Source organism: Microtetraspora sp. AC03309 (assembly GCF_020826795.1).
GTDB classification, from domain to species: domain Bacteria; phylum Actinomycetota; class Actinomycetes; order Streptosporangiales; family Streptosporangiaceae; genus Microtetraspora; species Microtetraspora glauca.
In genome coordinates, this window is record NZ_JADDIL010000004.1 from 68,689 (window position 1) to 88,910 (window position 20,222).

General features: G+C 71.5%; 24 protein-coding genes. 18 read left to right on the top strand and 6 right to left on the bottom strand.

Annotated features, from left to right (window positions below; genetic code table 11):
- Nucleotides 1–34 precede the first annotated feature (34 nt).
- Nucleotides 35–418 (top strand): thiol-disulfide oxidoreductase DCC family protein, encoded by a 384-nt coding sequence (locus IMZ11_RS03410; protein WP_228637436.1) that lies wholly within the window; start codon nucleotides 35–37, stop codon nucleotides 416–418.
- Between the two features lie 797 nt (nucleotides 419–1,215).
- Here IMZ11_RS03410 and IMZ11_RS03415 read toward each other — a convergent pair.
- Nucleotides 1,216–1,734 carry a hypothetical protein gene (locus IMZ11_RS03415; protein WP_228637437.1) on the bottom strand — a complete coding sequence of 173 codons (519 nt, stop codon included), beginning with the start codon at nucleotides 1,732–1,734 and terminating at the stop codon, nucleotides 1,216–1,218.
- A gap of 161 nt (nucleotides 1,735–1,895) precedes the next feature.
- On the opposite strand from IMZ11_RS03415, the gene IMZ11_RS03420 reads away from it, so the two are divergent.
- The 10 genes from IMZ11_RS03420 (at nucleotide 1,896) to IMZ11_RS03465 (ending at nucleotide 9,533) form a co-directional block, all read left to right on the top strand.
- A complete protein-coding gene (locus IMZ11_RS03420; RefSeq protein ID WP_061253575.1) occupies nucleotides 1,896–2,657 on the top strand; it encodes a DeoR/GlpR family DNA-binding transcription regulator in 762 nt (253 codons plus the stop codon).
- Nucleotides 2,654–3,595 (top strand): 1-phosphofructokinase, encoded by a 942-nt coding sequence (gene pfkB / locus IMZ11_RS03425; protein WP_228637438.1) that lies wholly within the window; start codon nucleotides 2,654–2,656, stop codon nucleotides 3,593–3,595. The genes IMZ11_RS03420 and pfkB overlap by 4 nt, the downstream gene beginning before the upstream one ends.
- Nucleotides 3,596–3,634: 39 nt before the next feature.
- A complete protein-coding gene (mtlA, locus tag IMZ11_RS03430) occupies nucleotides 3,635–4,741 on the top strand; it encodes a PTS mannitol transporter subunit IICB (protein WP_228637439.1) in 1,107 nt (368 codons plus the stop codon).
- Between the two features lie 6 nt (nucleotides 4,742–4,747).
- Nucleotides 4,748–5,056 (top strand): PTS lactose transporter subunit IIB, encoded by a 309-nt coding sequence (locus IMZ11_RS03435; protein ID WP_228637440.1) that lies wholly within the window; start codon nucleotides 4,748–4,750, stop codon nucleotides 5,054–5,056.
- Nucleotides 5,049–5,516, top strand: a complete 468-nt coding sequence (locus IMZ11_RS03440; RefSeq protein ID WP_228637441.1) for a PTS sugar transporter subunit IIA — start codon at nucleotides 5,049–5,051, stop codon at nucleotides 5,514–5,516. Before IMZ11_RS03435 ends, IMZ11_RS03440 begins: the two co-directional genes overlap by 8 nt.
- On the top strand, nucleotides 5,513–6,541 hold the full coding sequence (locus IMZ11_RS03445; RefSeq protein ID WP_228637442.1) for a zinc-dependent dehydrogenase: 1,029 nt from the start codon (nucleotides 5,513–5,515) through the stop codon (nucleotides 6,539–6,541). Before IMZ11_RS03440 ends, IMZ11_RS03445 begins: the two co-directional genes overlap by 4 nt.
- 47 nt (nucleotides 6,542–6,588) lie before the next feature.
- Complete coding sequence (locus IMZ11_RS03450; protein ID WP_061253570.1) at nucleotides 6,589–6,861, top strand: HPr family phosphocarrier protein; 273 nt, start codon at nucleotides 6,589–6,591, stop codon at nucleotides 6,859–6,861.
- Entirely contained in the window at nucleotides 6,854–8,524 is a 1,671-nt protein-coding gene (gene ptsP, locus IMZ11_RS03455) for a phosphoenolpyruvate--protein phosphotransferase (protein WP_228637443.1), read from the top strand. The genes IMZ11_RS03450 and ptsP overlap by 8 nt, the downstream gene beginning before the upstream one ends.
- Nucleotides 8,525–8,580: 56 nt before the next feature.
- The gene (locus IMZ11_RS03460) at nucleotides 8,581–9,003 is read left to right on the top strand and encodes an SRPBCC family protein (RefSeq protein ID WP_308066737.1); all 423 of its coding nucleotides are present in this window, start codon (nucleotides 8,581–8,583) and stop codon (nucleotides 9,001–9,003) included.
- Between the two features lie 80 nt (nucleotides 9,004–9,083).
- On the top strand, nucleotides 9,084–9,533 hold the full coding sequence (locus tag IMZ11_RS03465; RefSeq protein WP_228637444.1) for a DUF2809 domain-containing protein: 450 nt from the start codon (nucleotides 9,084–9,086) through the stop codon (nucleotides 9,531–9,533).
- Here IMZ11_RS03465 and IMZ11_RS03470 read toward each other — a convergent pair.
- Complete coding sequence (locus IMZ11_RS03470) at nucleotides 9,512–10,339, bottom strand: ABC transporter permease (RefSeq protein WP_228637445.1); 828 nt, start codon at nucleotides 10,337–10,339, stop codon at nucleotides 9,512–9,514. The genes IMZ11_RS03465 and IMZ11_RS03470 overlap by 22 nt on opposite strands.
- A complete protein-coding gene (locus IMZ11_RS03475) occupies nucleotides 10,336–11,292 on the bottom strand; it encodes an ATP-binding cassette domain-containing protein (protein ID WP_228637446.1) in 957 nt (318 codons plus the stop codon). The genes IMZ11_RS03470 and IMZ11_RS03475 overlap by 4 nt, the downstream gene beginning before the upstream one ends.
- Nucleotides 11,293–11,369: 77 nt before the next feature.
- Here IMZ11_RS03475 and IMZ11_RS03480 point away from each other — a divergent pair, with 77 nt between their 5' ends.
- Complete coding sequence (locus IMZ11_RS03480) at nucleotides 11,370–11,993, top strand: TetR/AcrR family transcriptional regulator (RefSeq protein ID WP_228637447.1); 624 nt, start codon at nucleotides 11,370–11,372, stop codon at nucleotides 11,991–11,993.
- Between the two features lie 27 nt (nucleotides 11,994–12,020).
- Here the strand turns inward: IMZ11_RS03480 and IMZ11_RS03485 are convergent, their stop codons facing one another.
- Nucleotides 12,021–12,590: a CGNR zinc finger domain-containing protein gene (locus tag IMZ11_RS03485; RefSeq protein WP_228637448.1), complete on the bottom strand. Its 570-nt coding sequence runs from the start codon at nucleotides 12,588–12,590 to the stop codon at nucleotides 12,021–12,023.
- Between the two features lie 71 nt (nucleotides 12,591–12,661).
- Here IMZ11_RS03485 and IMZ11_RS03490 point away from each other — a divergent pair, with 71 nt between their 5' ends.
- Nucleotides 12,662–13,435, top strand: a complete 774-nt coding sequence (locus IMZ11_RS03490; protein WP_228637449.1) for a trans-aconitate 2-methyltransferase — start codon at nucleotides 12,662–12,664, stop codon at nucleotides 13,433–13,435.
- Nucleotides 13,436–13,439: 4 nt separating this feature from the next.
- On the opposite strand, the gene IMZ11_RS03495 is transcribed toward IMZ11_RS03490, so the two are convergent.
- Nucleotides 13,440–13,796 carry a nucleotide pyrophosphohydrolase gene (locus tag IMZ11_RS03495; RefSeq protein WP_228637450.1) on the bottom strand — a complete coding sequence of 119 codons (357 nt, stop codon included), beginning with the start codon at nucleotides 13,794–13,796 and terminating at the stop codon, nucleotides 13,440–13,442.
- Between the two features lie 102 nt (nucleotides 13,797–13,898).
- Between IMZ11_RS03495 and IMZ11_RS03500 the strand changes: the two genes are divergently transcribed.
- The 5 genes from IMZ11_RS03500 to IMZ11_RS46060 all read left to right on the top strand — a co-directional run bounded on the left by IMZ11_RS03500 (nucleotide 13,899) and on the right by IMZ11_RS46060 (nucleotide 19,528).
- Nucleotides 13,899–14,600: a response regulator transcription factor gene (locus tag IMZ11_RS03500; protein WP_228637451.1), complete on the top strand. Its 702-nt coding sequence runs from the start codon at nucleotides 13,899–13,901 to the stop codon at nucleotides 14,598–14,600.
- Between the two features lie 5 nt (nucleotides 14,601–14,605).
- A complete protein-coding gene (locus IMZ11_RS03505) occupies nucleotides 14,606–16,096 on the top strand; it encodes a HAMP domain-containing sensor histidine kinase (protein ID WP_228637452.1) in 1,491 nt (496 codons plus the stop codon).
- A 114-nt stretch (nucleotides 16,097–16,210) separates the two neighbouring features.
- Nucleotides 16,211–17,104, top strand: coding sequence for a polyphosphate polymerase domain-containing protein (locus IMZ11_RS03510; protein ID WP_228637453.1), 894 nt, complete (start codon nucleotides 16,211–16,213; stop codon nucleotides 17,102–17,104).
- Nucleotides 17,105–17,110: 6 nt separating this feature from the next.
- Nucleotides 17,111–17,788: a DUF4956 domain-containing protein gene (locus tag IMZ11_RS03515; RefSeq protein WP_228637454.1), complete on the top strand. Its 678-nt coding sequence runs from the start codon at nucleotides 17,111–17,113 to the stop codon at nucleotides 17,786–17,788.
- A gap of 6 nt (nucleotides 17,789–17,794) precedes the next feature.
- Nucleotides 17,795–19,528, top strand: a complete 1,734-nt coding sequence (locus IMZ11_RS46060; RefSeq protein ID WP_228637455.1) for a CotH kinase family protein — start codon at nucleotides 17,795–17,797, stop codon at nucleotides 19,526–19,528.
- 203 nt (nucleotides 19,529–19,731) lie between these two features.
- Here the strand turns inward: IMZ11_RS46060 and IMZ11_RS03525 are convergent, their stop codons facing one another.
- Nucleotides 19,732–19,950: an endo alpha-1,4 polygalactosaminidase gene (locus IMZ11_RS03525; protein WP_228637456.1), complete on the bottom strand. Its 219-nt coding sequence runs from the start codon at nucleotides 19,948–19,950 to the stop codon at nucleotides 19,732–19,734.
- Between the last annotated feature and the right edge of the window lie 272 nt (nucleotides 19,951–20,222).

Consider the following 20,222-nt stretch of genomic DNA (forward strand, 5'->3'; position numbering starts at 1 on the left):
CCCCCTCGGTCGCGCTGAGGCATGATGGGGAACCGTGGAGAGATCGTTAATCATCTATGACGGGGACTGCGGTTTCTGCACCACCGCCGCGGGCTTCATCGAGCGGCGGATGGACGTGCCCGCCGGCATCAGGGCCTGGCAGTTCACCGATCTCGCGGCGCTGGGCACGACCCCGGAACGCGCGGAGTACGAGCTGCTCTGGGTGGACACCCGGGGCCGCGTGTACGGCGGGGCGCAGGCCGTCGCCAAGATCCTGCTCGCGGCGGGGCTGCCCTGGTCACCCCTGGGGGCGATCCTGCGCGTCCCGCCCTTCCGCTGGCTGGCCCACGGCGTCTACCGGCTGATTGCCGGCAACAGGCACCGCCTCCCCGGCGGCACCCCCATGTGCGTCCTGCCCGCCGACCGGCGCGGCGGCTGAGACGAGGCGCTCCGTCGGCAGGAAGGCGAGCAGCAGGCACAGCACGTGCGGCCAGAACATGATCGAGATGGTGGCGTAGACGACGACGTGGAACCCGGCGAGGGCGCCGACCGCGACGCGCTGCCACCGGCCGCGCAGGAACAGGACCACGGGTGAGCCCAGCTCCATCAGCATGATCCCCCACTGGGACCAGTGCAGCAGCCACGGATAGTCGAGCAGCAGGCGGCCGAACCCGGTGCCGCGGCGCATCACCGCGCGGACGAGGGTCGCGCTGTTCACCCATTCGACGCCGCCGAAGCGCAGTTTGGCGAAGGCCGAGAGGAAGTACGTCGCCACGACGGCGATCTGCACGCAGCGCAGCGCCCAGCCGGCCGACTCGGCCGAGCCGCGCTCCCGCAGCCGAGCCCCCGCCACAGTGGGCAGCACGGCGAGGGCCACGACGTACGCGATGCGGTCGTGGTCGACCTTCCCGAACGAGAAACTGATGATCAGCTGCTCGAAGTAGAGCAGGAAGATCGCCGCGCCGAGGAGCCGCTGCCACCTGCCGGTGGGGGCGAGGGCGGCGGCGGCGAGCGCGAGTGGAATCAGCGTCCAGGTGACCACCACGATGAGCTCGGGGGTCGGGCGCGGCAGGTGCAGCAGGTCGGCGACGATGAGCGGCTTGTAGAGCGCGGTCGCCGACGCGTGGTGCGAGCCGAGCGGGCGGAGCACCAGCAGGTCGAGCGGGATGAACAGGTACGCGGCGATCCGGAAGACCGCCACCCGCGCCAGGGGCACCGGGCCGAAGAACCAGCGGGCTAGCGCAGCCACTCGGCCACCACCTTCTCCTCGGTGCCGACGAACCTGCGGTCGCGCAGCTTGAGATACCTCATGATCAGGCGGGCGCCGGTCCAGCGGGGCTCGTTCGGCCGGAGCCGGTCGTGGGCCTCGACCAGCCGGCCGACCAGCGCGGGCTGGGACTGGAAGCGCGGGACCTGCCCCTCGACCTCGGCGCGGTTCACGCCCACCACCACGGACTCCAACGGGACCTCGCGCCAGTTTCCGTCGGGCAGGCGCGCCTTCAGGACCATCACGTGGATGTTCCCGTTGGGCGGCGTGCTGGTGGAGTACATCCGGAACGGGCCGAAGGGGAAGGCGTCGTCGTCCCCCCAGAACGTGCCGACGACGAGCAGCGCCACGCACAGGCCCGTGGCGGCCAGCCGTACCGACCTGGCCCGGCCGGAGAGCCGCGCGGGAAGCGGCCCGGGAAGCGGCCCGGGAAGCGGCCCGGAAGGTGGCACCGGGGGCTGCGCGGGGGGCACGCCGGACGTGATCATGACCGGCAAGTCTAGCGAGGGGATGCGACGTTCATCCGGTTTTCGCCAGTCATCCCGCGACACGCCGCGAGGCGCACCGCCGTGTTGCACCCCATTGACATCCACAATATGTGGGTATAAATACAGACGAAACAACATTGAAACGGCGGTGAATCAACATCATGTACGCCGAGGAGCGGCAGCAGGAGATCCTGCGCCGCGCGCGGGCCATCGGCCGGGTGGACGTGCTGACGCTGGCGGAGGAGTTCGCCGTCACCACGGAGACCATCCGCCGCGACCTGACCGTCCTGGAGCGGGCCGGCGTGCTGCGACGGGTGCACGGCGGCGCCATCCCGGTCGAGCGCCTGGGTTTCGAACCCGCGCTCGCCGCCAGGGACGAGGTGATGACCGAGGAGAAGGAGCGCATCGCCAAGGCCGCTCTCGCCGAGCTGCCCGAGGACGGCGCGATCATCATCGACGCGGGCTCCACGACGGGCCGCCTGGCGCGGGCGCTTCCCGCCGACCGCGAGCTCACCGTCATCGTCAACTCGCCGCCCCTCGCGACGTCGCTCGCGACCCGGGCGAACCTCAGCGTGATCATGCTGGGCGGCCGGGTGCGCGGCCGCACCCTCGCCACCGTCGACGACTGGGCGCTGCGCCCGCTCGCCGACCTCCACGTGGACGTGGCGTTCATGGGCGCGAACGGCTGCTCGGTCGCCAAGGGGCTGACGACGCCCGACCCGGCCGAGGCCGCGATCAAGCGGGCGATGATCGGCGCGGCGGAGCGCAGCGTCGTGCTGGCCGACCACACCAAGTTCTCCGGCGTCTACCTCACCCGGTTCGCCACGCTCTCCGAGATCGACATGGTGATCAGCGACGACGGGCTGGACCCGGCGGTCGCCGCCGACGTCGCCGCGTCGGGCCCCGAGGTGGTCCGCGCATGATCCTGACGCTGACGCTCAACCCGAGCCTGGACCGCACGATCGAGATCGCGGCGCTGGACCGGGGCGCCGTCATCCGCGCGGCGACGGCGCGGCTGGACCCCGGCGGCAAGGGCGTCAACGTCTCGCGCGCGCTGCTCGCCAACCGGATCAGGTCCTGCGCGGTCGTCCCGTACGGCGGCCACGAGGGGCGCCACCTCGTGGACCTCCTCTCGCAGGAGGGCATCGACATGATCGCGGTCCCGATCGCGGGGGCGACCCGGTCCAACGTCACGCTGGCCGAGCCCGACGGCACCAGCACGAAGGTGAACGAGCCGGGCACCCCGCTGTCCGCCGTCGAACTGGAGACCGTGGCGGAGGCGGTCCTCGGGGCCGCGCACACGGCGGACTGGGTGGTCGCGTCCGGCAGTCTGCCCCCGGGGGTGCCCTTCGACGTCTACGCCGGGTTGTGCCGCCGGTTCGCCGAGGCGGGGATCAACGTGGCCGTCGACACCAGCGGCCCGGCGCTGCCGGCCGCCGCGGCGGCGGGCCCCGCGCTGGTCAAGCCGAACCGGGAGGAGCTGGCCGAGGCGACGGGGACGACGATCGGCTGCCTCGGCGACGTGATCGAGGCGGCGGAGAAGCTGCGCGCGATGGGCGCGGGCACGGTTCTGGCCAGTGTCGGGCCGGATGGGGCGGTCCTCCTGCAGGACGGCCGGATCTGGCACGGCGAGTGCCCCGTGGCCGAACCCAGGAGCACGGTCGGCGCGGGCGACGCCATGCTGGCCGGTTTCCTCGCAGCGGGGGCGAGGGGCGAGCGCGCCCTGGTCGAGGCGCTGGCCTGGGGGACAGCCGCCGTCGGCATGCCCGGCAGTCGTATGCCCGCGCCCGGGGACATCCGGCGCGACCTGGTGCGCGTCGGCCCGCCGGACCCGAGACGACCGCTGCGGTCCACGGACTGAAGCGGAGCACTTCACCCCCCATTGGAAGGAGCACCACCCATGACCGAATACACCCCCGCGGTCTACGGAACGGGAGTGAAGGCCACCATCCAACGCGTCGGCGGCCACCTCGCCGGCATGATCATGCCGAACATCGGCGCGTTCATCGCGTGGGGCCTGATCACCGCGCTCTTCATCCCCACCGGCTGGCTGCCGAACGAGGACTTCGCCAAGCTCGTCGACCCCATCATCAAGGCCCTGCTGCCGGTGCTCATCGGCTACACCGGCGGACGCATGGTCCACGGCCAGCGCGGCGCGGTCGTCGGCGCGGTGGCCACCATGGGCGTCGTCGTCGGCGCGGACATCCCGATGTTCCTCGGCGCGATGATCATCGGCCCGCTGGCCGCCTTCGTCATCAAGCTGGTGGACGGCTTCGTCCAGCAGCGCACCCGGGCCGGTTTCGAGATGCTGGTGGACAACTTCACCGCCGGCATCGCGGGCGCGGGTATGGCCCTGCTCGGCATGTGGGGCATCGGCCCGATCGTCCGCGTGGTCACCGACGCCGCGGGCGATGTCGTCGAGTGGCTCATCGGCAACAGCCTGCTGCCGCTCGCCTCGGTGCTGATCGAGCCCGCCAAGGTGCTGTTCCTCAACAACGCCATCAACCACGGCGTCCTCGGGCCGCTCGGCGTCGCGGAAGCGGTCAAGCACGGCAAGTCGATCCTGTTCATGCTGGAGTCGAACCCGGGTCCCGGCCTCGGTCTGCTCCTCGCCTACCTGTTCTTCGGCCCGCGCTCGCTGCGGCCGTCCACCCCCGCCGCCATGATCATCCACTTCCTCGGCGGCATCCACGAGATCTACTTCCCGTACGTGCTGATGAAGCCGCGGCTGATCCTCGCGGTGATCGCCGGTGGGGCGGCCGGGATCTTCACCTTCATGGTCACCGGCGCCGGACTGGTCGCGACGCCGTCGCCCGGCAGCATCTTCGCGTACCTCGCGGTGACGCCCAAGGGCGGCTGGTTCGGCGTGCTCGCCGGCATCGTCGTCGCCACCGCCGCGTCCTTCGCCGTCGCCGCCGTACTGCTCGGCTTCGGCAGGAAGGCGGGCGACGAGGCCCTCGAAACCTCCGCCGAACCCGAGACCACACCCGCACCCCAGGAGGCGTGACCCGACATGGCCGACATCGAGAGCACGGACATCCGCAAGATCATCGTGGCCTGCGACGCGGGGATGGGCAGCAGCGTGATGCTGGCCAGCCAGCTCCGCAAGCAGCTCAAGGGCCTCGGGATCGAGGTCGAGCACACTCCGGTCAACTCGATCCCCGCCGACGCCGACGTGGTGGTCTGCCACTCGGGGCTCGCCGACCGGGCCAGGAAGACCGCGCCGGGCACCGTCCTCATCCCCTTCACGATCTTCATCGGGGACCCGGCGGTCACGAAGCTCGTCACCACCATCAAGAACGGCGGGACGGTGCATGGCTGACCCGGCGCCGCTTCCCCTCGACCCGCGCGCCGTACTGCTCGACGCCTCCGCGGCGGACCGCGAGGACGCGATCCGCCAGTGCGGGCGGGCCCTCGTCGCCGTCGGCGCGGTCGAGGAGCCGTACGTCGAGACGATGATCGAGCGCGAGCGTTCGATCTCCACCTACGTCGGCGAGGGGGTGGCCATCCCGCACGGCACGCTCGCCGCCAAGGACGCCGTCCACCACGACGCCGTCTGCGTCCTGCGCTTCCCCGGCGGCGTCGACTGGGGCGGCGAGCGGGTCGTCGTCTGCGTCGGCATCGCCGCCCGGGGCGACGGCCACGTACAGCTGCTCTCCGAGCTGGCGCAGATCCTGCTCGATCCGGACCGCGTCCACGCCCTGCGGGAGGCGACCCGGGTCGAGGAGGTCGTTCACCTGTTGCGATCCGACGGACAACCCACCGAAGAGGAGACCACGTGAAGGTCGCCCGATTCCACGCGCCCGGCGACATCCGCATCGAGGACGCGCCCGAGCCCGTCGCCGGACGCGGAGAGGTCAAGATCCGGGTACGCGCCTGCTCCACCTGCGGCACGGACGCGAAGATCCTCAGACACGGGCACCACCACATCAGGCCGCCCAGGGTCATGGGCCACGAGATCGCCGGGGAGGTCACCGAGACCGACGTCCCCGGCTGGGCGCCCGGCGACCGCGTCCAGGTGATCGCCGCCATCCCCTGCGGGACGTGCGGGGAGTGCCGCCGCGGCCGGATGACGGTCTGTCCGAACCAGGAGTCGATGGGCTACCACTACGACGGCGGCTTCGCCGAGTACATGGTCGTCCCGGCCAAGGTCCTGGCCGTCGACGGTCTCAACCGCGTCCCCGACGGCGTGAGCTTCGCCGAGGCGTCGGTGGCGGAACCGCTCGCCTGCGTGCTCAACGGGCAGGAGCTGGCCCGGGTCGGCGACGGGGACGACGTGCTCGTCATCGGCTCAGGCCCGATCGGCTGCCTGCACGTACGGCTGGCCCGCGCGCGGGGTGCCGCCCGGGTGTTCCTCGCCGACATCAACGCCGACCGGCTCGCTCTCGCCGCCGACCTGGTCCGGCCGGACGCCGCCGTGCACGGCGAGGACATCGCCGAGGAGGTGCTCAAGCTGACCGAGGGCCGGGGTGCCGACGTCGTCATCACCGCCGCGGCCTCCGGAGCCGCCCAGGAGCAGGCGCTGCGGATCGCGGCGCGGCAGGGACGGATCAGCTTCTTCGGCGGCCTGCCCAAGGACGACCCGATCATCCGCTGCGACTCCAACCTCGTGCACTACAGGGAGCTGACGATCGTCGGCGCGAACGGGTCGAGCCCGGCCCACAACGCGCGGGCGCTGCGGTTGATCGCCGAAGGATCGGTCCCCGTGGCCGACCTGATCACCCACCGGCTCCCGCTCTCCGGCGTCCTCGACGGCATCGACATCGTCAGCCGCGGTGCCGCCATCAAGGTCACCGTCGAGCCCTGACCCCCTCCCCCCTCCCCCCGAACCTCCGTACAGAAAGGTCCACGACGATGCCGGAGAGGACAGTCGTCATCGCCTCACGTACCGGCCTGCACGCCAGGCCGGCCAAGATCTTCGTCGAGGCGGCGGCCCGGCAGGGAACGCCGGTGCGCATCCGGGTCGGCGACGGGAAGCCGGTTCCGGCGAACAGCATCCTCGCCGTGCTGGCGCTGGGCGCCGTCCACGGCACAGAGGTCACCCTCGACGCGGACGGCCCGGACGCGGACACCGCGCTCGACTCCCTCGCCGAGCTGCTCGCCCGCGACCTCGACGCCGATGAATGAGGCTCCGGAGGGCCGGACGCCGTTGATCGGGACGCTGCGCGGGCTCGGGGTCAGCCCCGGCCTGGCGGCGGGCCCGGTGTGCCGGATGGAGGACGCCTCCCGCCTGTCCGACGGCCCCTGGACCGCCGCGAGCCCCGCGGTGGAGGCCGACACCGCCGTACGGGCGCTGCTGACCGCCTCCCTCAGCCTCTCCGCGCTGGCGGAGAAGGCCGCCGAACCCGAGGCCAGGGCGATTCTCGAAGCGCAGTCCTTCATCGCCGCCGATCCTCTCCTCCAGGAGTCCGTGGAGGAGAACGTCCGGAACGGCATGCACGCGCTGGACGCCATCACGGCCGCCTGCGCGCGCCACCGCGAGGCGCTCGTCGCCGCGGGCGGCTACTTCGCCGAGCGCGCGGCCGACCTGGACGACATCAGGAACCGCGCCGTCGCCGCCGCGCGGAACCTGCCGATGTCCGCGCTCCCCGACCCCGGCCATCCGTTCGTCCTCGTGGCCGAGGACCTCTCGCCCGCCGACACCGTCGCGCTCGACCCGGCGACGGTGCTCGCGGTGGTCACGGAGAAGGGTGGGCCCACCAGCCACACGGCCATCCTCGCCCGCGCGCGCGGCGTGCCCGCCGTGGTCGCCTGCCGTGGCGTGCGGGAGCTCCGCGACGGGACCCTGGTCGCCGTCGACGGCGCGCTCGGCGAGGTCCGCACCGGCATCGGCGAGGAGGAGGCGGCCGGGATCATGCGGCGAGCGGCCGAGCAGCGGGACCGGCTCCGGACGAGCACCGGGCCCGGCCGCACCGCCGACGGGCACCCGGTGAAGCTGCTGCTCAACATCGGCTCGGCGGCCGATCTGGGCACGGAGGTCTCCGCCGAGGGAGTCGGGCTGTTCCGCACCGAGTTCCTCTTCCTCGACCGGCGCACGGCCCCGGAGATGGACGAGCAGGTCGCCGCGTACGAGGCGGTCTTCCGGGCGCTTCCCGGCGACCGCGTGGTGGTGCGCACCCTCGACGCGGGCACCGACAAGCCGCTGCCGTTCCTCGGCCTGCCCGAGGAGACCAACCCCGCGCTCGGCGTGCGCGGGCTTCGTGTGGCCCGGGCCCGGCCGGAGGTGCTCGACACGCAGCTCGACGCCATCGCCGCCGCCGCGCGGGCGGCCGGGGTACGGCCGTGGGTGATGGCCCCCATGGTCACCACCGTGGCGGAGGCTGCGGACTTCGCCCGCCGGGCCCGGTCCCGGGGCATCGCCGACGTCGGCGCGATGGTGGAGGTGCCCGCCGCCGCGCTGCGGGCGTCCCGGCTCCTGGCCGAGCTCGACTTCCTCAGCGTCGGCACCAACGACCTGAGCCAGTACACCTGCGCGGTGGACCGCCAGCACGGTGAGCTCGCCGACCTGCTCGACCCGTGGCAGCCCGCGCTGCTGCGGCTGGTCGCCGAGTGCGCCGACGCGGGCAGGCGGGCGGGCAAGCCCGTCGGCGTCTGCGGTGAGGCCGCGGCGGATCCGCTGCTGGCCCCCGTACTGGCCGGGCTCGGCGTCACGAGCCTGTCCATGTCCGCCCTGAGCGTGCCCGCCGTACGGGAGGCCCTGGCCGCCCGCACCATGGCGGAGTGCGAGCACGCGGCGAGGTCCGCGCTGGAGGCCGACGGCCCGGCCGAGGCGCGCCGCCACGCGGGGTGATCTGAGCGGCCCCGGAAGCGGGCAGAACAGAGAGCGTGGACAAGTCTCATCTCTCTGTGACGGTGCACTCCGACGCGAGCCCGGAGCGGGTGTTCGCCGTCCTGACCGACTGGCCGAGGCACGAGGAGTGGATGTTCCTGACCCGCGCGCGGGTCACCGCCGGGGACGGCCACAGCGCCGGCAGCGGCCTGGCCGCGTTCACCGGGGTCGGGCCGCTGGGCTTCCTCGACACGATGGAGATCACCCGGTGGAACCCGCCGCACACCGTCGAGGTGCGGCACACCGGGTGGCTCGTCCGGGGAACCGGCGTCTTCCACGTGCTGCCGAGGGCGGGAGGCGGCAGCACGATCGTGTGGCAGGAGGACCTGGACATCCCTCTCGGTCTGGTCGGGCGGCTCGGCTGGCTGGCGGCCAAACCCGTCAGCGCCGCCGTGCTCCGCCTCTCGCTGCGGCGTCTGGCCGAGCTGAGCCGTACCTGAACCCGGGACTGCGACCCCCGGCGCGTCTGGGACCCTGGGAGGCCGGGAAACGGAAACTGGAGACCGCCGAGGTGCCGCGATTGAACCCGCCAGAGACGCACGAGCGAGGCCCGCGAGACGAGCGAGCGCCGGCGCGCCGGCGCGTGATCGCGGTCCTCGCCGCCCTGCTCACCGTCGCCGCCGGGCTCGGGATCCGGGCCGTGGGGGACGGTCCGGTGACCAAGTACGGCGGGGACGCGCTCTACACGCTCCTGCTGTACGCGCTGGTCCTTGTCGTCGCGCCCCGGACGCGCCCCGCGGCGGCGGCCGCGGCGGCGCTCGCCGCGAGCTGGGCGGTGGAGCTCTTCCAGCTCACCGGCATCCCCGCCGAGCTCGCGGCGCGCAGCGTGCTCGCCCGTCTGGTGCTCGGCACCTCCTTCAACCCGCCCGACCTGTTCTGGTATGCCGTGGGAGCCGCGCTGGGCTGGACCGTCCACGCCCTGGTGGACCGGGGCGCCGGCCGGATCGTTCAGCGGTCGAGCCGCTGGTAGCGGCGCGCGGACAGCGGCAGGAAGACCAGCGTCAGCAACACCGGCCAGCCGATCGCCAGCGGCAGCGCGTGCTCGGCGGCCCAGGAGTCGCCACCCCAGCCGGGGTTGCCGAACAGCTCGCGGCAGGCGGCGACCGTGGCCGACAGCGGGTTCCATTCGGAGATCGTCCCCATCCAGCCCGGCATCAGCGCCGGTGAGACGAAGGTGTTGGCGAGCATGGTGAGCGGCATCAGTGGCATCCACGCCGCGCTCGCCGACTCCGGGGTGAGCATCAGCCCGAGATAGATGCCGACCCAGATGAGCGCGAAGCGCAGGAGCAGCAGCAACCCCACGGCGGTCAGGGCGTTCCCGATCCCCCGGTGCCAGCCCCAGCCGACCGCGAGTCCGCATCCGAGCAGCACGGCCAGCTCCAGTACGGAGTTGACCATGTCGGCGACGGCCCGGCCGAGCACCACCCCGGACCGCGAAATCGGCATCGAGCGGAAGCGGTCGGTGATCCCTCGGGCGGCGTCGCCAGTGACGATGATCATGGTGGTCATCACGCCGAGCGTCATCGTCTGGGCGAACATCCCGGGCATCAGGAACTCCCGGTAGTCGCCTCCCCCGGCGACGTTCATGGCGCTGCCGAGGACGAAGCCGAACAGCAGCACCATCACGATCGGGAACAGCAGCAGGTTGAGGATCGCGGCCGGGTTGCGGACCAGGTGGACGAAGTAACCGCGGGCGATCACGCAGCCGTCCGCGAACGTCCAGCGCAGCCGCTGGAGCCGGGAGCGGGGGATCACGGGAGCGATGAGCGTGGTCATGCCGCCGCCTTCCTCCCGGGCTCCCCGGTCAGGCTGAGGAACACCTCGTCCAACGTCGGGCGGCGCAGCGCGACGTCCTCGACCGCGATGCCGCGCTCTCGCAGCTCGCGTACGACCTCGGTCAGCGCGCCGATCCGGTCGTGTACGGGAACGGTCAGGCGGCGGGCGTCGGGATCCGCGGCCGGTTCTGCGCCCGCCGCCGCGGCCAGGACGCGGGCGGCTTCGGCGAGGTCGGCGGCGTCGCGGACGACCAGATCGATCTGGTCACCGCCGATCATCGACTTGAGCCGGTCCGGGGAACCGCCCGCGATCACGCGTCCCGAGTCGATCACGGCGATCTGCTGGGCGAGTTGGTCGGCCTCGAACAGGTACTGCGTGGTCATCAGCACCGTGCTGCCCGCCGCCGCCAGGTCGCGCACCGCCCGCCACACCTCGTTGCGGTTGCGCGGGTCGAGCCCCGTGGTGGGCTCGTCGAGGAACAACACGCGCGGGGCGAGGACGAAGGCCGCGGCCAGGTCCAGGCGGCGCCGCATGCCGCCCGAGTAGTGCTTGACCCGTTTCCCCGCGTCGTCGGCGAGACCGAACCGGTCCAGCAGTTCCCCCGCCCGGCGGCGGGCGGTGGCCGCGTCCAGGTGGTAGAGGCGCCCCCACATCTCCAGGTTCTCCCTGCCGGTGAGGATCTCGTCCACGGCCGGTCGCTGCCCGGCGAGACCGATGCGGTAGCGCACCTGGGCCGGTTCTGCGGTCACGTCGAAGCCGGCGACGACGGCACGTCCCGCGTCCGCCTGCAGCAGCGTGGTCAGGACGCGTACCGCGGTGGTCTTGCCCGCGCCGTTCGGACCGAGCAGGCCGCACACCGTCCCCTCCGGAACGGTCAGGTCGAACCCGTCGAGGGCGTGGGTGTCGCCATAACGCTTGCGCACGCCCTCGGCGACGACTGCGAAGGAATCCATGCGCCTCATTGTGAGACATGAATGTCCCAAAAACAAGCGCCGCAGTCTCGTTATGGAAAGCGCTGTAGCCTTTGGCCGTGAGCGCGACGCGTCAGCCTGTCTCCGAGGGGCCCGAACCCGACCCGCGGAAGCCGGAGGCTCGCGAGTCCGGAACGCGGGGCCGCACCCGCCGGGCCATTCTGGGCGCGGCCGCCTCGGTCCTCGCCCGCGACCGGGCCGCCACGCTGGCCGACATCGCGGAGGCCGCGCAGGTGGGCCGGAGCACGCTGCACCGCTACTTCCCCGACCGGCAGGAACTGCTCAACGCGACCGTCGTCGACTCCTTCCATGTGGTCGAGCAGTCCGTGGCGGCCGCGGCGATCGACCAGGGACCTCCTCTTGAGGCCATGCGCCGCCTGATCACGGCCATGGTGGACGTCGGCGACCGGCTCGCGTTCCTCTTCGGCGATCCGCGCGTGCTGGAGGAGTTCAGCTCCTGCTTCGAGCCGGACCTGTCCGTGCCGACCGCGATCAGCCTCATCGAGCGCGGCCAGGCCGAGGGCGTCTTCGACCCGCAGGTCAGCGCCGAGTGGATCCAGCAGATGCTGTACGCGGTCACCTACACCGGATGGGAGGCCGCGGCGAAGGGCCTGCTGCCCCGCCACGGCGTGGCCTCCACCGTCATCCGCACGTTCGAGAACGGCGTGACCGCCCAGGGGTGACCGGCCAGGGGTGACCGCCCAGGGGCCTCAGGCGCTGCGGGCGCGGAAGGCGGCGGTCTTGACCCGGTTCTGGCACGGGGTCGAGCAGAACCGGCGCGTCCCGTTGCGCGAGGTGTCGACGTAGACGCGATCGCAGTGCGGGGCCGTGCACACCCCCAGCCGGTCGCACAGCTCGCTCCCGAGGACGACGGCGAGGCCGGTGGCGCAGCTCGCCGCCCAGTCACCGGCCAGCGTGCCGCCGCGCCCGTGGAAGTGCACGTGCCACGGCTCCCCGTCGTGCCGGTCGAGATGCGGGCGCGCGTCGGTCTCGGCCAGGAGCCGGTTGGTGTGGTGAGCCGCCGCGTCGATGTCACCGGCCGCCACCGACTCGAAGACCGTCCGCAGCGCTTCCGCGACACCGGCCAGCTCGGCCGCCTGCTCCGCGCTCACCTCGTACGACCGGGAGGCGCCGGGGGCGACGGCCAGGCTGACGGCGGCGGTGCGCTCCTCGCCCGAAGGCGGCGCGTACGGCCGGCCGCGCGACTCCCCGGCGGTCAGCGTGTTGACCAGGGTGACGGCGACCGCCACCACCGCGTCTGTGTGACTGTTGAAATTCACTTGACCAGTTACACCTTCGGGATTTATTTTGTGACTGGCAAAAGCATATATGGCAGTCACAAGGAGGAGCCATGCTCACGTTCGACACCGCCAGGAAGTGGATCGACCGCTGGGACCGCCAGCAGGAGGGCTACCTCCCCGGCCGTGAGGAGCGGTTCAGGGCGCTGATCGACGCGGTCGAGGCGGGAGTGGACCGGCCCGACCCCCTCGTGATCGATCTCGGCTGCGGCCCCGGCTCGTTGTCGGCCCGCCTGCTGCGCCGTCTTCCGTGGGCCACGGTCGTCGCGGTGGACACCGACCCCCTGCTGCTGTCGCTGGCCGAGGCGGGGTACGGCCAGACCACCGGGCTGCGCTTCGTCTCCGCCGACCTGCGCACCCCCGGCTGGAGCGAACAGCTCGGCCTCGACCGCCCGGCCGACGCCGCCGTCAGCACCACCGCACTGCACTGGCTGCCCGAGGAGCACCTCAGGGCGATGTACGCGGAGCTGGCGGGCGTCCTGCGCCCGGGCGGCCTCTTCCTCAACGGCGACCACCTCAACTCCGACGAGACGACCCCGACCCTGGCCAGGCTCGAACGCGCCGTCCACCAGAACGAGGAGCTCCGGGTCTTCGGCGACGAACGCCCAGAGGACTGGCGCCAGTGGTGGGATGCCGTGCTCTCCGACCCGGCGCTCGCCGAGGCGGGCGAGGCCCGGCGCCGCAGCGCGGCGGCCGTCGCGCACGAGGGGTCGGAGTCCGACCTCCTGTCCCAGCACGTGAACGCCCTCCGCGACGCGGGATTCGGCGAGATCGGCACGCTTTGGCAGCGCGGGAACGACCGCCTCCTGTGCGCCGTACGGTCGTGAACCGTCACGGGGCCGCCGGAGGAGCCTTCCTGGCCGAGCCGCGATAGAGGTCGGGATCGTAGCGGCGATCGCTCTCGTCCAGCTTGGTGTGCGCCGCCTCCACCAGGTCGACGCCGATGACGTCGGCCAGGCGGACGAGGTAGGCGGTCACGTCACCGAGCTCCGAGCGCACCCGAGCGAGGGTCCGCGGCTCCAGGTCCGCAGACTCGGCCGCCGTCAGCCATTGGAACTCCGCCACCAGCTCGCCCACCTCGCCCGCGAGCGCCATCGCGAGGTTCTTCGGGGTGTGAAACTGCTCCCAGTCGCGGGCGCGGGCGAACTCGCGCAGCCGTACCGCCAGCCGCTCCAACTCGTTCGTCACGTCTCGCGACCCTACTCCGGCCCGGCGGACGCCGGAGTGACCAGCGGCCGGCGGCCGGTAGCCTCTCAGTCCGCTCTCACATGGCACGCGTAGGACAAGGCTGTGAATGAAGCTGTCCCCCCGAAGGTGTTGGTCGTCGATGACGAGCCGAACATCCGCGAGTTGTTGTCGGAGGCGCTCCAGCTCAACGGCTTCGTCGTACGGACCGCGTCGAACGGGCGGCGCGCGCTTGAGACGGTGGCGCGTGAGCGGCCCGACATCATCGTGCTCGACGTGATGCTGCCCGACCTCGACGGGTACGCGATCGCCCGCAGGCTGCGCGAGAACGCCGACGGCCCGCTCGTGCTCTTCCTGACCGCCAAGGACGCGGTGGCCGACCGGATCGCCGGTCTCACCGCGGGCGGAGACGACTACGTCACGAAGCCGTTCAGCCTGGACGAGGTCGTCCTGCGGATCCGCGCCATCCTGCGCCGGACCCGGCCGCCCGAGGAACGGGCTCATGACGGGGTGCTGCGGTACGCGGACCTGGAGTTGGACGCGGAGACCCACACCGTGCGCCGCGCCGGACGGGCGATCCACCTGTCCCCGACCGAGTTCAGCCTGCTGCGCTATCTGATGATCAACGCCGAATGCGTGGTCAGCAAGGCGCAGATCCTCGACCGGGTGTGGGAGTACAAGTTCGACGGCGACAGCCGGATCGTCGAGTCCTACATCAGCTACCTGCGGCGCAAGATCGACGTGGACGGACCACCCCTGATCCACACCCTGCGCGGCGTGGGCTACCGCCTGTCGGGCCCGTCATGAGAGCGGTGGGACGTCCGTGGCCGTTGCGGCACCGGCTGCTGGCGGCCCTGCTCGGCCTGTGCGCGGCGGGTCTCACGGTCTTCGCCGCGGCCGGCGTGCTGCTGCTGGACCGGTCGCTGCTGTCACGGGTGGACTCCCAGCTCGCCGATGTCGCCGCCACCTTCGGCACGCACCCGCCGACCGGCCCGCCCCCGAGCCTGGCGGATGCCGGACCACCCATGGCACCCGCGTCGGCCGCGGACATGGAGCTGCCGACGCGCTTCCAGGTCGCCTTCTACGACTCGTCGGGGACCCTGCTCCGGGAGGTGCCGAGCGGATCTCCCGAACGTCCCGCGATCCCCACCGAGGCGATCACCAGGGTGCCGGACGGCCCGATCACCGTGCCCGGCACGACCGGGTCGGGCGGATGGCGCGTCCTGGTGGTGCGCACGCCGTACGCCGAGCGGATGGCGGTGTCGATGTCCCTGGAGTCCAACGCGTCCACGGTGCACCAGATGCTGGTCATCGAGGTGGCGGCGGGCGCGCTCGTGCTGTCGCTGCTCGGCGCGGTCGCGCTCGTGGTGGTGCGGCTGGGGCTGCGCCCGCTCACCCGGATGGAGGGCACGGCACAGGCGATCGCGGCCGGGGAGATCGACCGCAGGGTCGGCGACGCCGATCCCCGCACCGAGATCGGGCGGCTGGGCGGGGCGCTCAACGTCATGCTGGAGCGCCTGGCCCGCGCGCTGCGCGAGCGCGAGCGCTCCGAGCGGCGGCTGCGCCACTTCGTCGCGGACGCCTCGCACGAGTTGCGCACCCCGCTCACCTCCATCCGCGGGTTCGCCGAGCTGTATCACCACGGGCACGCGCCGCGCGACCCCGCCGCGGAGCGCGTCATCCGCCGCATCGAGGGCGAGGCGGCCCGGATGAGCGTGCTGGTGGAGGACATGCTGCTGCTCGCCCGTCTCGACCAGGAGCCCTCTCTGGACCAGACCGCGGTGGACCTGCACGTGCTGGCGGGGGACGTGGTCCACGCCGCCCAGGCGCGCGACCGCGAGCGGCCGATCCACCTGGCCGTCTGCGACGACCCGGTCTTCGTACTCGGCGACGAGCGCCGCCTGCACCAGATCATCACCAATCTCGTCGGCAACGCCGTGACGCACACGACGAGCGACACGCCGATGCGGGTCGAGGTCGGCCGCCGGGCCGCCGCCGGGCCTCCCCCTGACGGCGCCGTGTACGCCGGTTCCGGTCCCGCCGCCCATGCCGAGGCGGCGCTGGTCGAGGTGCGCGACGACGGGTCGGGCATCGCCCCCGAGCACCTGCCGTACGTGTTCGACCGGTTCTACCGGACCGACGCGAGCCGCTCGCGCCACCAGGGCGGCACCGGCCTGGGTCTGGCCATCGCCGCGGCGCTCGTCGAGGCGCACGGCGGCCGGATCGAGGTGACCAGCGCCGCCGGGCGCGGAACCGCCTTCCGCGTCCTGCTGCCGCTGCACATTCCCCGGGACGCGGACTGAGGACCCCTCGGGGGGCGGCCGGAAGGCGGCATCGTTCACTCTCCGTTTCGAGGCCGTTCACACACTATTCCCAGCTTTGTCCTGTCAGATGTGCTCTGACCCGGAAGGAGGGACATGCTGCAAAGATTCCGCAAGCGTGCCGTCCCCGCAGTTCAGAGCGGTGAACAGGCGAGATCCACCGGCGACGGGGACGACGACGCGGGCCACCGACTGCGCGCGCCGAGCACGCTGCACGCCTTCAACCGGTACGAGATCAAGTACCTCGTCGACACGGCGGCGGCGGCCGAGCTACGGCAGGAGATCGAGGGGAGGCTCGACCGCGACAGCCACAGCGGCGACACCGGCTACGACATCTGGAGCGTCTACTACGACACCAGACATCTGCGGTTCTACTGGGAGAAGATCGAGGGGCTGAAGTTCCGCAGGAAGCTGCGGGTGCGGCACTACGGCGACCGCCTCACCATGAACGCGGACACGCCGGTGTTCGTGGAGATCAAGCAGCGGATCAACCGCGTCACCCAGAAACGCCGGGTTCGCCTGCCGTACCGGGACGCGCTGCGGCTGTGCGACCGGCGCGAGATGGTCGCACACGATCCCTCGCAGCGGGCGTTCCTCGAAGAGGTGCTGGACCTGATCCTCCGGCTCGACCTGCGGCCGACCGCGATGACGGGCTACCGGCGCCACGCGTACGTCGGCCGGGACGCCGACGTGGGCCTGCGCGTCACCTTCGACCAGCGGATCCGCGGCCGCGACCGGGACTTCCACCTCGGCGCGGACACCGAGAACCGGCTCATCATCCCCGCCGGCAGGACCATCGTGGAGGTCAAGGCCAACGAGCGGGTGCCGTACTGGCTCACGGACCTGACCGCCAGGCGCAACCTGCAGGTGGTGCGGGTCTCCAAGTACTGCCAGAGCGTGGAGGCCTACGGGCTGGCGCCGCGCTCGATCTTCCACGTTCCCGACCACGACCTCGACCTCGACCGATCGACCGTTCTCTCGGAGGCCTGACCCCCCATGGACTTCACCTTCCAAGACCTGTCCGGCACGTTCAGCGTGGCCGACATCGCGATCGCCATGGCGCTGTCGTTCGCGCTCAGCGCGATGATCGGCTGGGTCTACCGGGCGACGCACCGCAACGTCTCCTACAGCCAGTCGTACGTGCAGACGCTGGTCATCCTCGGCATGCTGATCTCTCTGATCATGCTGGTGGTCGGCTCGAACATCGCCCGCGCCTTCGCCCTGGTCGGCGCACTGTCGGTGGTGCGCTTCCGCAACGCGATCAAGGAGACCCGCGACGTCGGGTTCATCTTCCTGGTCATGGCCATCGGCATGGCCGTCGGCACTCGTTTCTACCTGCTGGCCATCGTGGCGGCGGTGGCGATCTCACTGATCGTCATGGTCATGCACCGGTTCAACTGGTTCGCGCTGAACGTCCGGCGCCAGGTCGTCAAGGTGCAGGTGCCCTCCGACGAGGACTACACCCCCGCCATCCAGGACGTGCTGGTCCGGCACACCGACGAGTTCGAGCTGGTCAGCATGGAGTCGATCAGGGCGGGCGCGCTGACGGAGCTGATGTACACGGTCAAGATCAAGAAGGGCAGCGAGCCATCCGACGTGATCGCCGCCCTGCGCGAGCGCAACCACGGCCAGTCGGTCACCGTGCTGACCGGATACGACCAGACCGACCTGTAGGCCGCCGTGGCGCATCTCAAGCACCGGATCCCGGTCAGGCTCCGGCACAACTGGAAGCTGGTCGCGACCTGCGCGGCCTTCCTCGCGGTCTGCGCGGGCGTCTTCGGCAGCGGGACGATCCGCCCGTACGTGACGACCGTTCGGACTTCATCGGCCGAGACCGTGACGCAGAACCTGACCGGGACCAAAGAGCTGTTCGACACCTCGGTCGCGCATGAGGTGAAGATCACCTTCAGGGACGAGGCGTACCGGGACATGCTGAGCGAGTACTTCACGGACGGGGAGAAGAAGTACGTCGAGGCGGACGTGACCATCGACGGGACCACGATCCCCAGCGTCGGCATCCGGCTCAAGGGCAACTCCACGCTGTCGGGGATGACCTGGAAGGGCAAGTCCCGCATGGACCGCCGCGGCGGCCCCGGCGGCGGCAGGCTCCCGGACGGCGCGAAACTCCCGGACGGTTTCCAGCCGCCCGCGAACGGACCGGCGCCGGGCGCGCAGGCAGGGCAGCCGTCTCCCTCCTCATCTCCGTCCTCGTCTCCCTCCTCGTCTCCGTCACCGTCTATGAGCCCGAGCCAGGCCGGCGAGACGACCGGGCAGCGTCCCGGAGGCGGCATGTTCGGCATGTTCGGCGGCACGCTGAAAGCCGAGGAGCCGGAGAACCTGCCGTGGCTGATCAGCTTCGACGAGTTCGTGGAGGGGCGTCGCTACCAGGGCCACAGCCAGGTGGCCGTACGGCCCGCGGCCATGCAGTCGGCGACGCTGCTCAACGAGGCGCTGGCCATCGCGCTGGTCGACGCGGCGGACGAGCCCACGCAGCGCTCCGCCTACAGTTCCTTCACGGTCAACGGTCGCGCGTCCACGCCGCGCCTCCTCGTGGAGTACCTCGACGAGGGGTACGCCGAGGCCCTGGGCGACGGCGTGCTGTACAAGTCGCTGGCCAGCAGCACCTTCGCCTACAAGGGCGAGGACCAGACGGAGTACACCACCGACTTCAAGCAGGTCAACAAGCGCGGCGAGCGTGACCTCCAGCCGCTCATCGACCTGATCAAGTGGGTGGAGGGGTCCTCCGACGAGGAGTTCGCCTCCGGGCTGGCCGAGCGGCTGGACGTCGAGTCGTTCGGCCGCTACCTGGCGCTGCAGAACATCATGCTGAACTTCGACGACATGAGCGGCCCGGGCCGCAACTACTACATGTGGTACGACCTGGACACGAAGAAGTTCCGCGTGATCTCCTGGGACCTCAACCTGGCCTTCAGCGGCGACGCCACCGCGGGTGTGAACGACACGTTGGGGATGGGCTTCGGCGGTGGCGGCATGCGCCCCGGCGGGCAGCAACCAGGTGGACAGGGCGGGCAGCAGGGACAACCGCCGCAGGGCTTCCAACCGCCCGAGGGCTTCCAACCGCCGGCGAACGCCGACCAAGCCGGTCCGGGTGGTCCCGGTGGAGGCGGTCCGGATGGCGGCGGGGGTGGTCCCCGCATGGGACACACGCTGAAGGAGCGGTTCCTGAAGACCGCCGCGTTCAAGGCGGTCTACGAGGAGCAGTACCGTGCCCTCTACCAGAAGCTCCTCGCCGGCGGAACCGCCACCACGCTCCTCGACGGCATCGTCAACTCCTACAAGCTCAACGCCGGGGCCGACACCGCCAAGATCGAGTCGGAGGCCGCGTCCCTGCGTACGATGCTCCAGACCCGCACCGAGACCCTCCGCTCCGACAAGGCGATCAGCGGCGCCTGACGGCGGCGACCGCAACCGTCGGCCATCCCGTTGAAGTCGCCCGGATGGGTGGGTCGGCCAGGCCGTTGGCACCGACATCGCCGATCGCTCCTTCGCTCGACCGCCGGATCCCCGTCCGGCGGTCGAGCGATACGGGCGATGCGGCGACGGAAACGGCGGGCGGGACACGTTCGTCCTCGGTCACCGCTGACGCCCGCTCAGGGTCAGACGGGGCAGGTTTCGCGTTTGGCGATGAGGTCGCGGGTCTTTCTGACGGAGCTCAGGCCGAGTCGCTTCGATTCCGGGCAGAACGTGCTGGGCGCCAGGGAGTACTCGGCGTGCAAAAGGGGCTTGCCCGCCTTGATGAACAGAGTCAGCGAGGAGCACTCGTGGTACTGGGCACACTGCTCGTTCACCGCGAAGTCGAAGTCGCCGACCAACATCCCCCAGTCAGGACGCGGACAACAGCGGTCTCGAACACTACGTCTCGAAACCCGAACCCGGTCCACCGGGCGGCAGCCGGAGGGTGATCTCGAGTCGCATGCCACTCCTCGCCACAAGTCCGGCGACAGCGGCGACAACGGCGACAACGGCGACAACGACCCGCGTCGCGTGACGGCGCTGGGCAGGGCCGCAAGAGCGCCACGAGCAGGTGCTCGGCACCCACCGGACCGAGCGCCGTGGGGTGATCAACCCGTCGTATCCATCCCAGAGC

Coding starts and splice junctions, on each gene's coding strand:
- IMZ11_RS03415 (WP_228637437.1), bottom strand. CDS start 1,734: ATGATCACGTCCGGCGTGCCCCCCGCGCAGCCCCCGGTGCCACCTTCC.
- IMZ11_RS03420 (WP_061253575.1), top strand. CDS start 1,896: ATGTACGCCGAGGAGCGGCAGCAGGAGATCCTGCGCCGCGCGCGGGCC.
- pfkB (WP_228637438.1), top strand. CDS start 2,654: ATGATCCTGACGCTGACGCTCAACCCGAGCCTGGACCGCACGATCGAG.
- mtlA (WP_228637439.1), top strand. CDS start 3,635: ATGACCGAATACACCCCCGCGGTCTACGGAACGGGAGTGAAGGCCACC.
- IMZ11_RS03435 (WP_228637440.1), top strand. CDS start 4,748: ATGGCCGACATCGAGAGCACGGACATCCGCAAGATCATCGTGGCCTGC.
- IMZ11_RS03440 (WP_228637441.1), top strand. CDS start 5,049: ATGGCTGACCCGGCGCCGCTTCCCCTCGACCCGCGCGCCGTACTGCTC.
- IMZ11_RS03450 (WP_061253570.1), top strand. CDS start 6,589: ATGCCGGAGAGGACAGTCGTCATCGCCTCACGTACCGGCCTGCACGCC.
- ptsP (WP_228637443.1), top strand. CDS start 6,854: ATGAATGAGGCTCCGGAGGGCCGGACGCCGTTGATCGGGACGCTGCGC.
- IMZ11_RS03470 (WP_228637445.1), bottom strand. CDS start 10,339: ATGACCACGCTCATCGCTCCCGTGATCCCCCGCTCCCGGCTCCAGCGG.
- IMZ11_RS03475 (WP_228637446.1), bottom strand. CDS start 11,292: ATGGATTCCTTCGCAGTCGTCGCCGAGGGCGTGCGCAAGCGTTATGGC.
- IMZ11_RS03490 (WP_228637449.1), top strand. CDS start 12,662: ATGCTCACGTTCGACACCGCCAGGAAGTGGATCGACCGCTGGGACCGC.
- IMZ11_RS03510 (WP_228637453.1), top strand. CDS start 16,211: ATGCTGCAAAGATTCCGCAAGCGTGCCGTCCCCGCAGTTCAGAGCGGT.
- IMZ11_RS03515 (WP_228637454.1), top strand. CDS start 17,111: ATGGACTTCACCTTCCAAGACCTGTCCGGCACGTTCAGCGTGGCCGAC.
- IMZ11_RS03525 (WP_228637456.1), bottom strand. CDS start 19,950: ATGTTGGTCGGCGACTTCGACTTCGCGGTGAACGAGCAGTGTGCCCAG.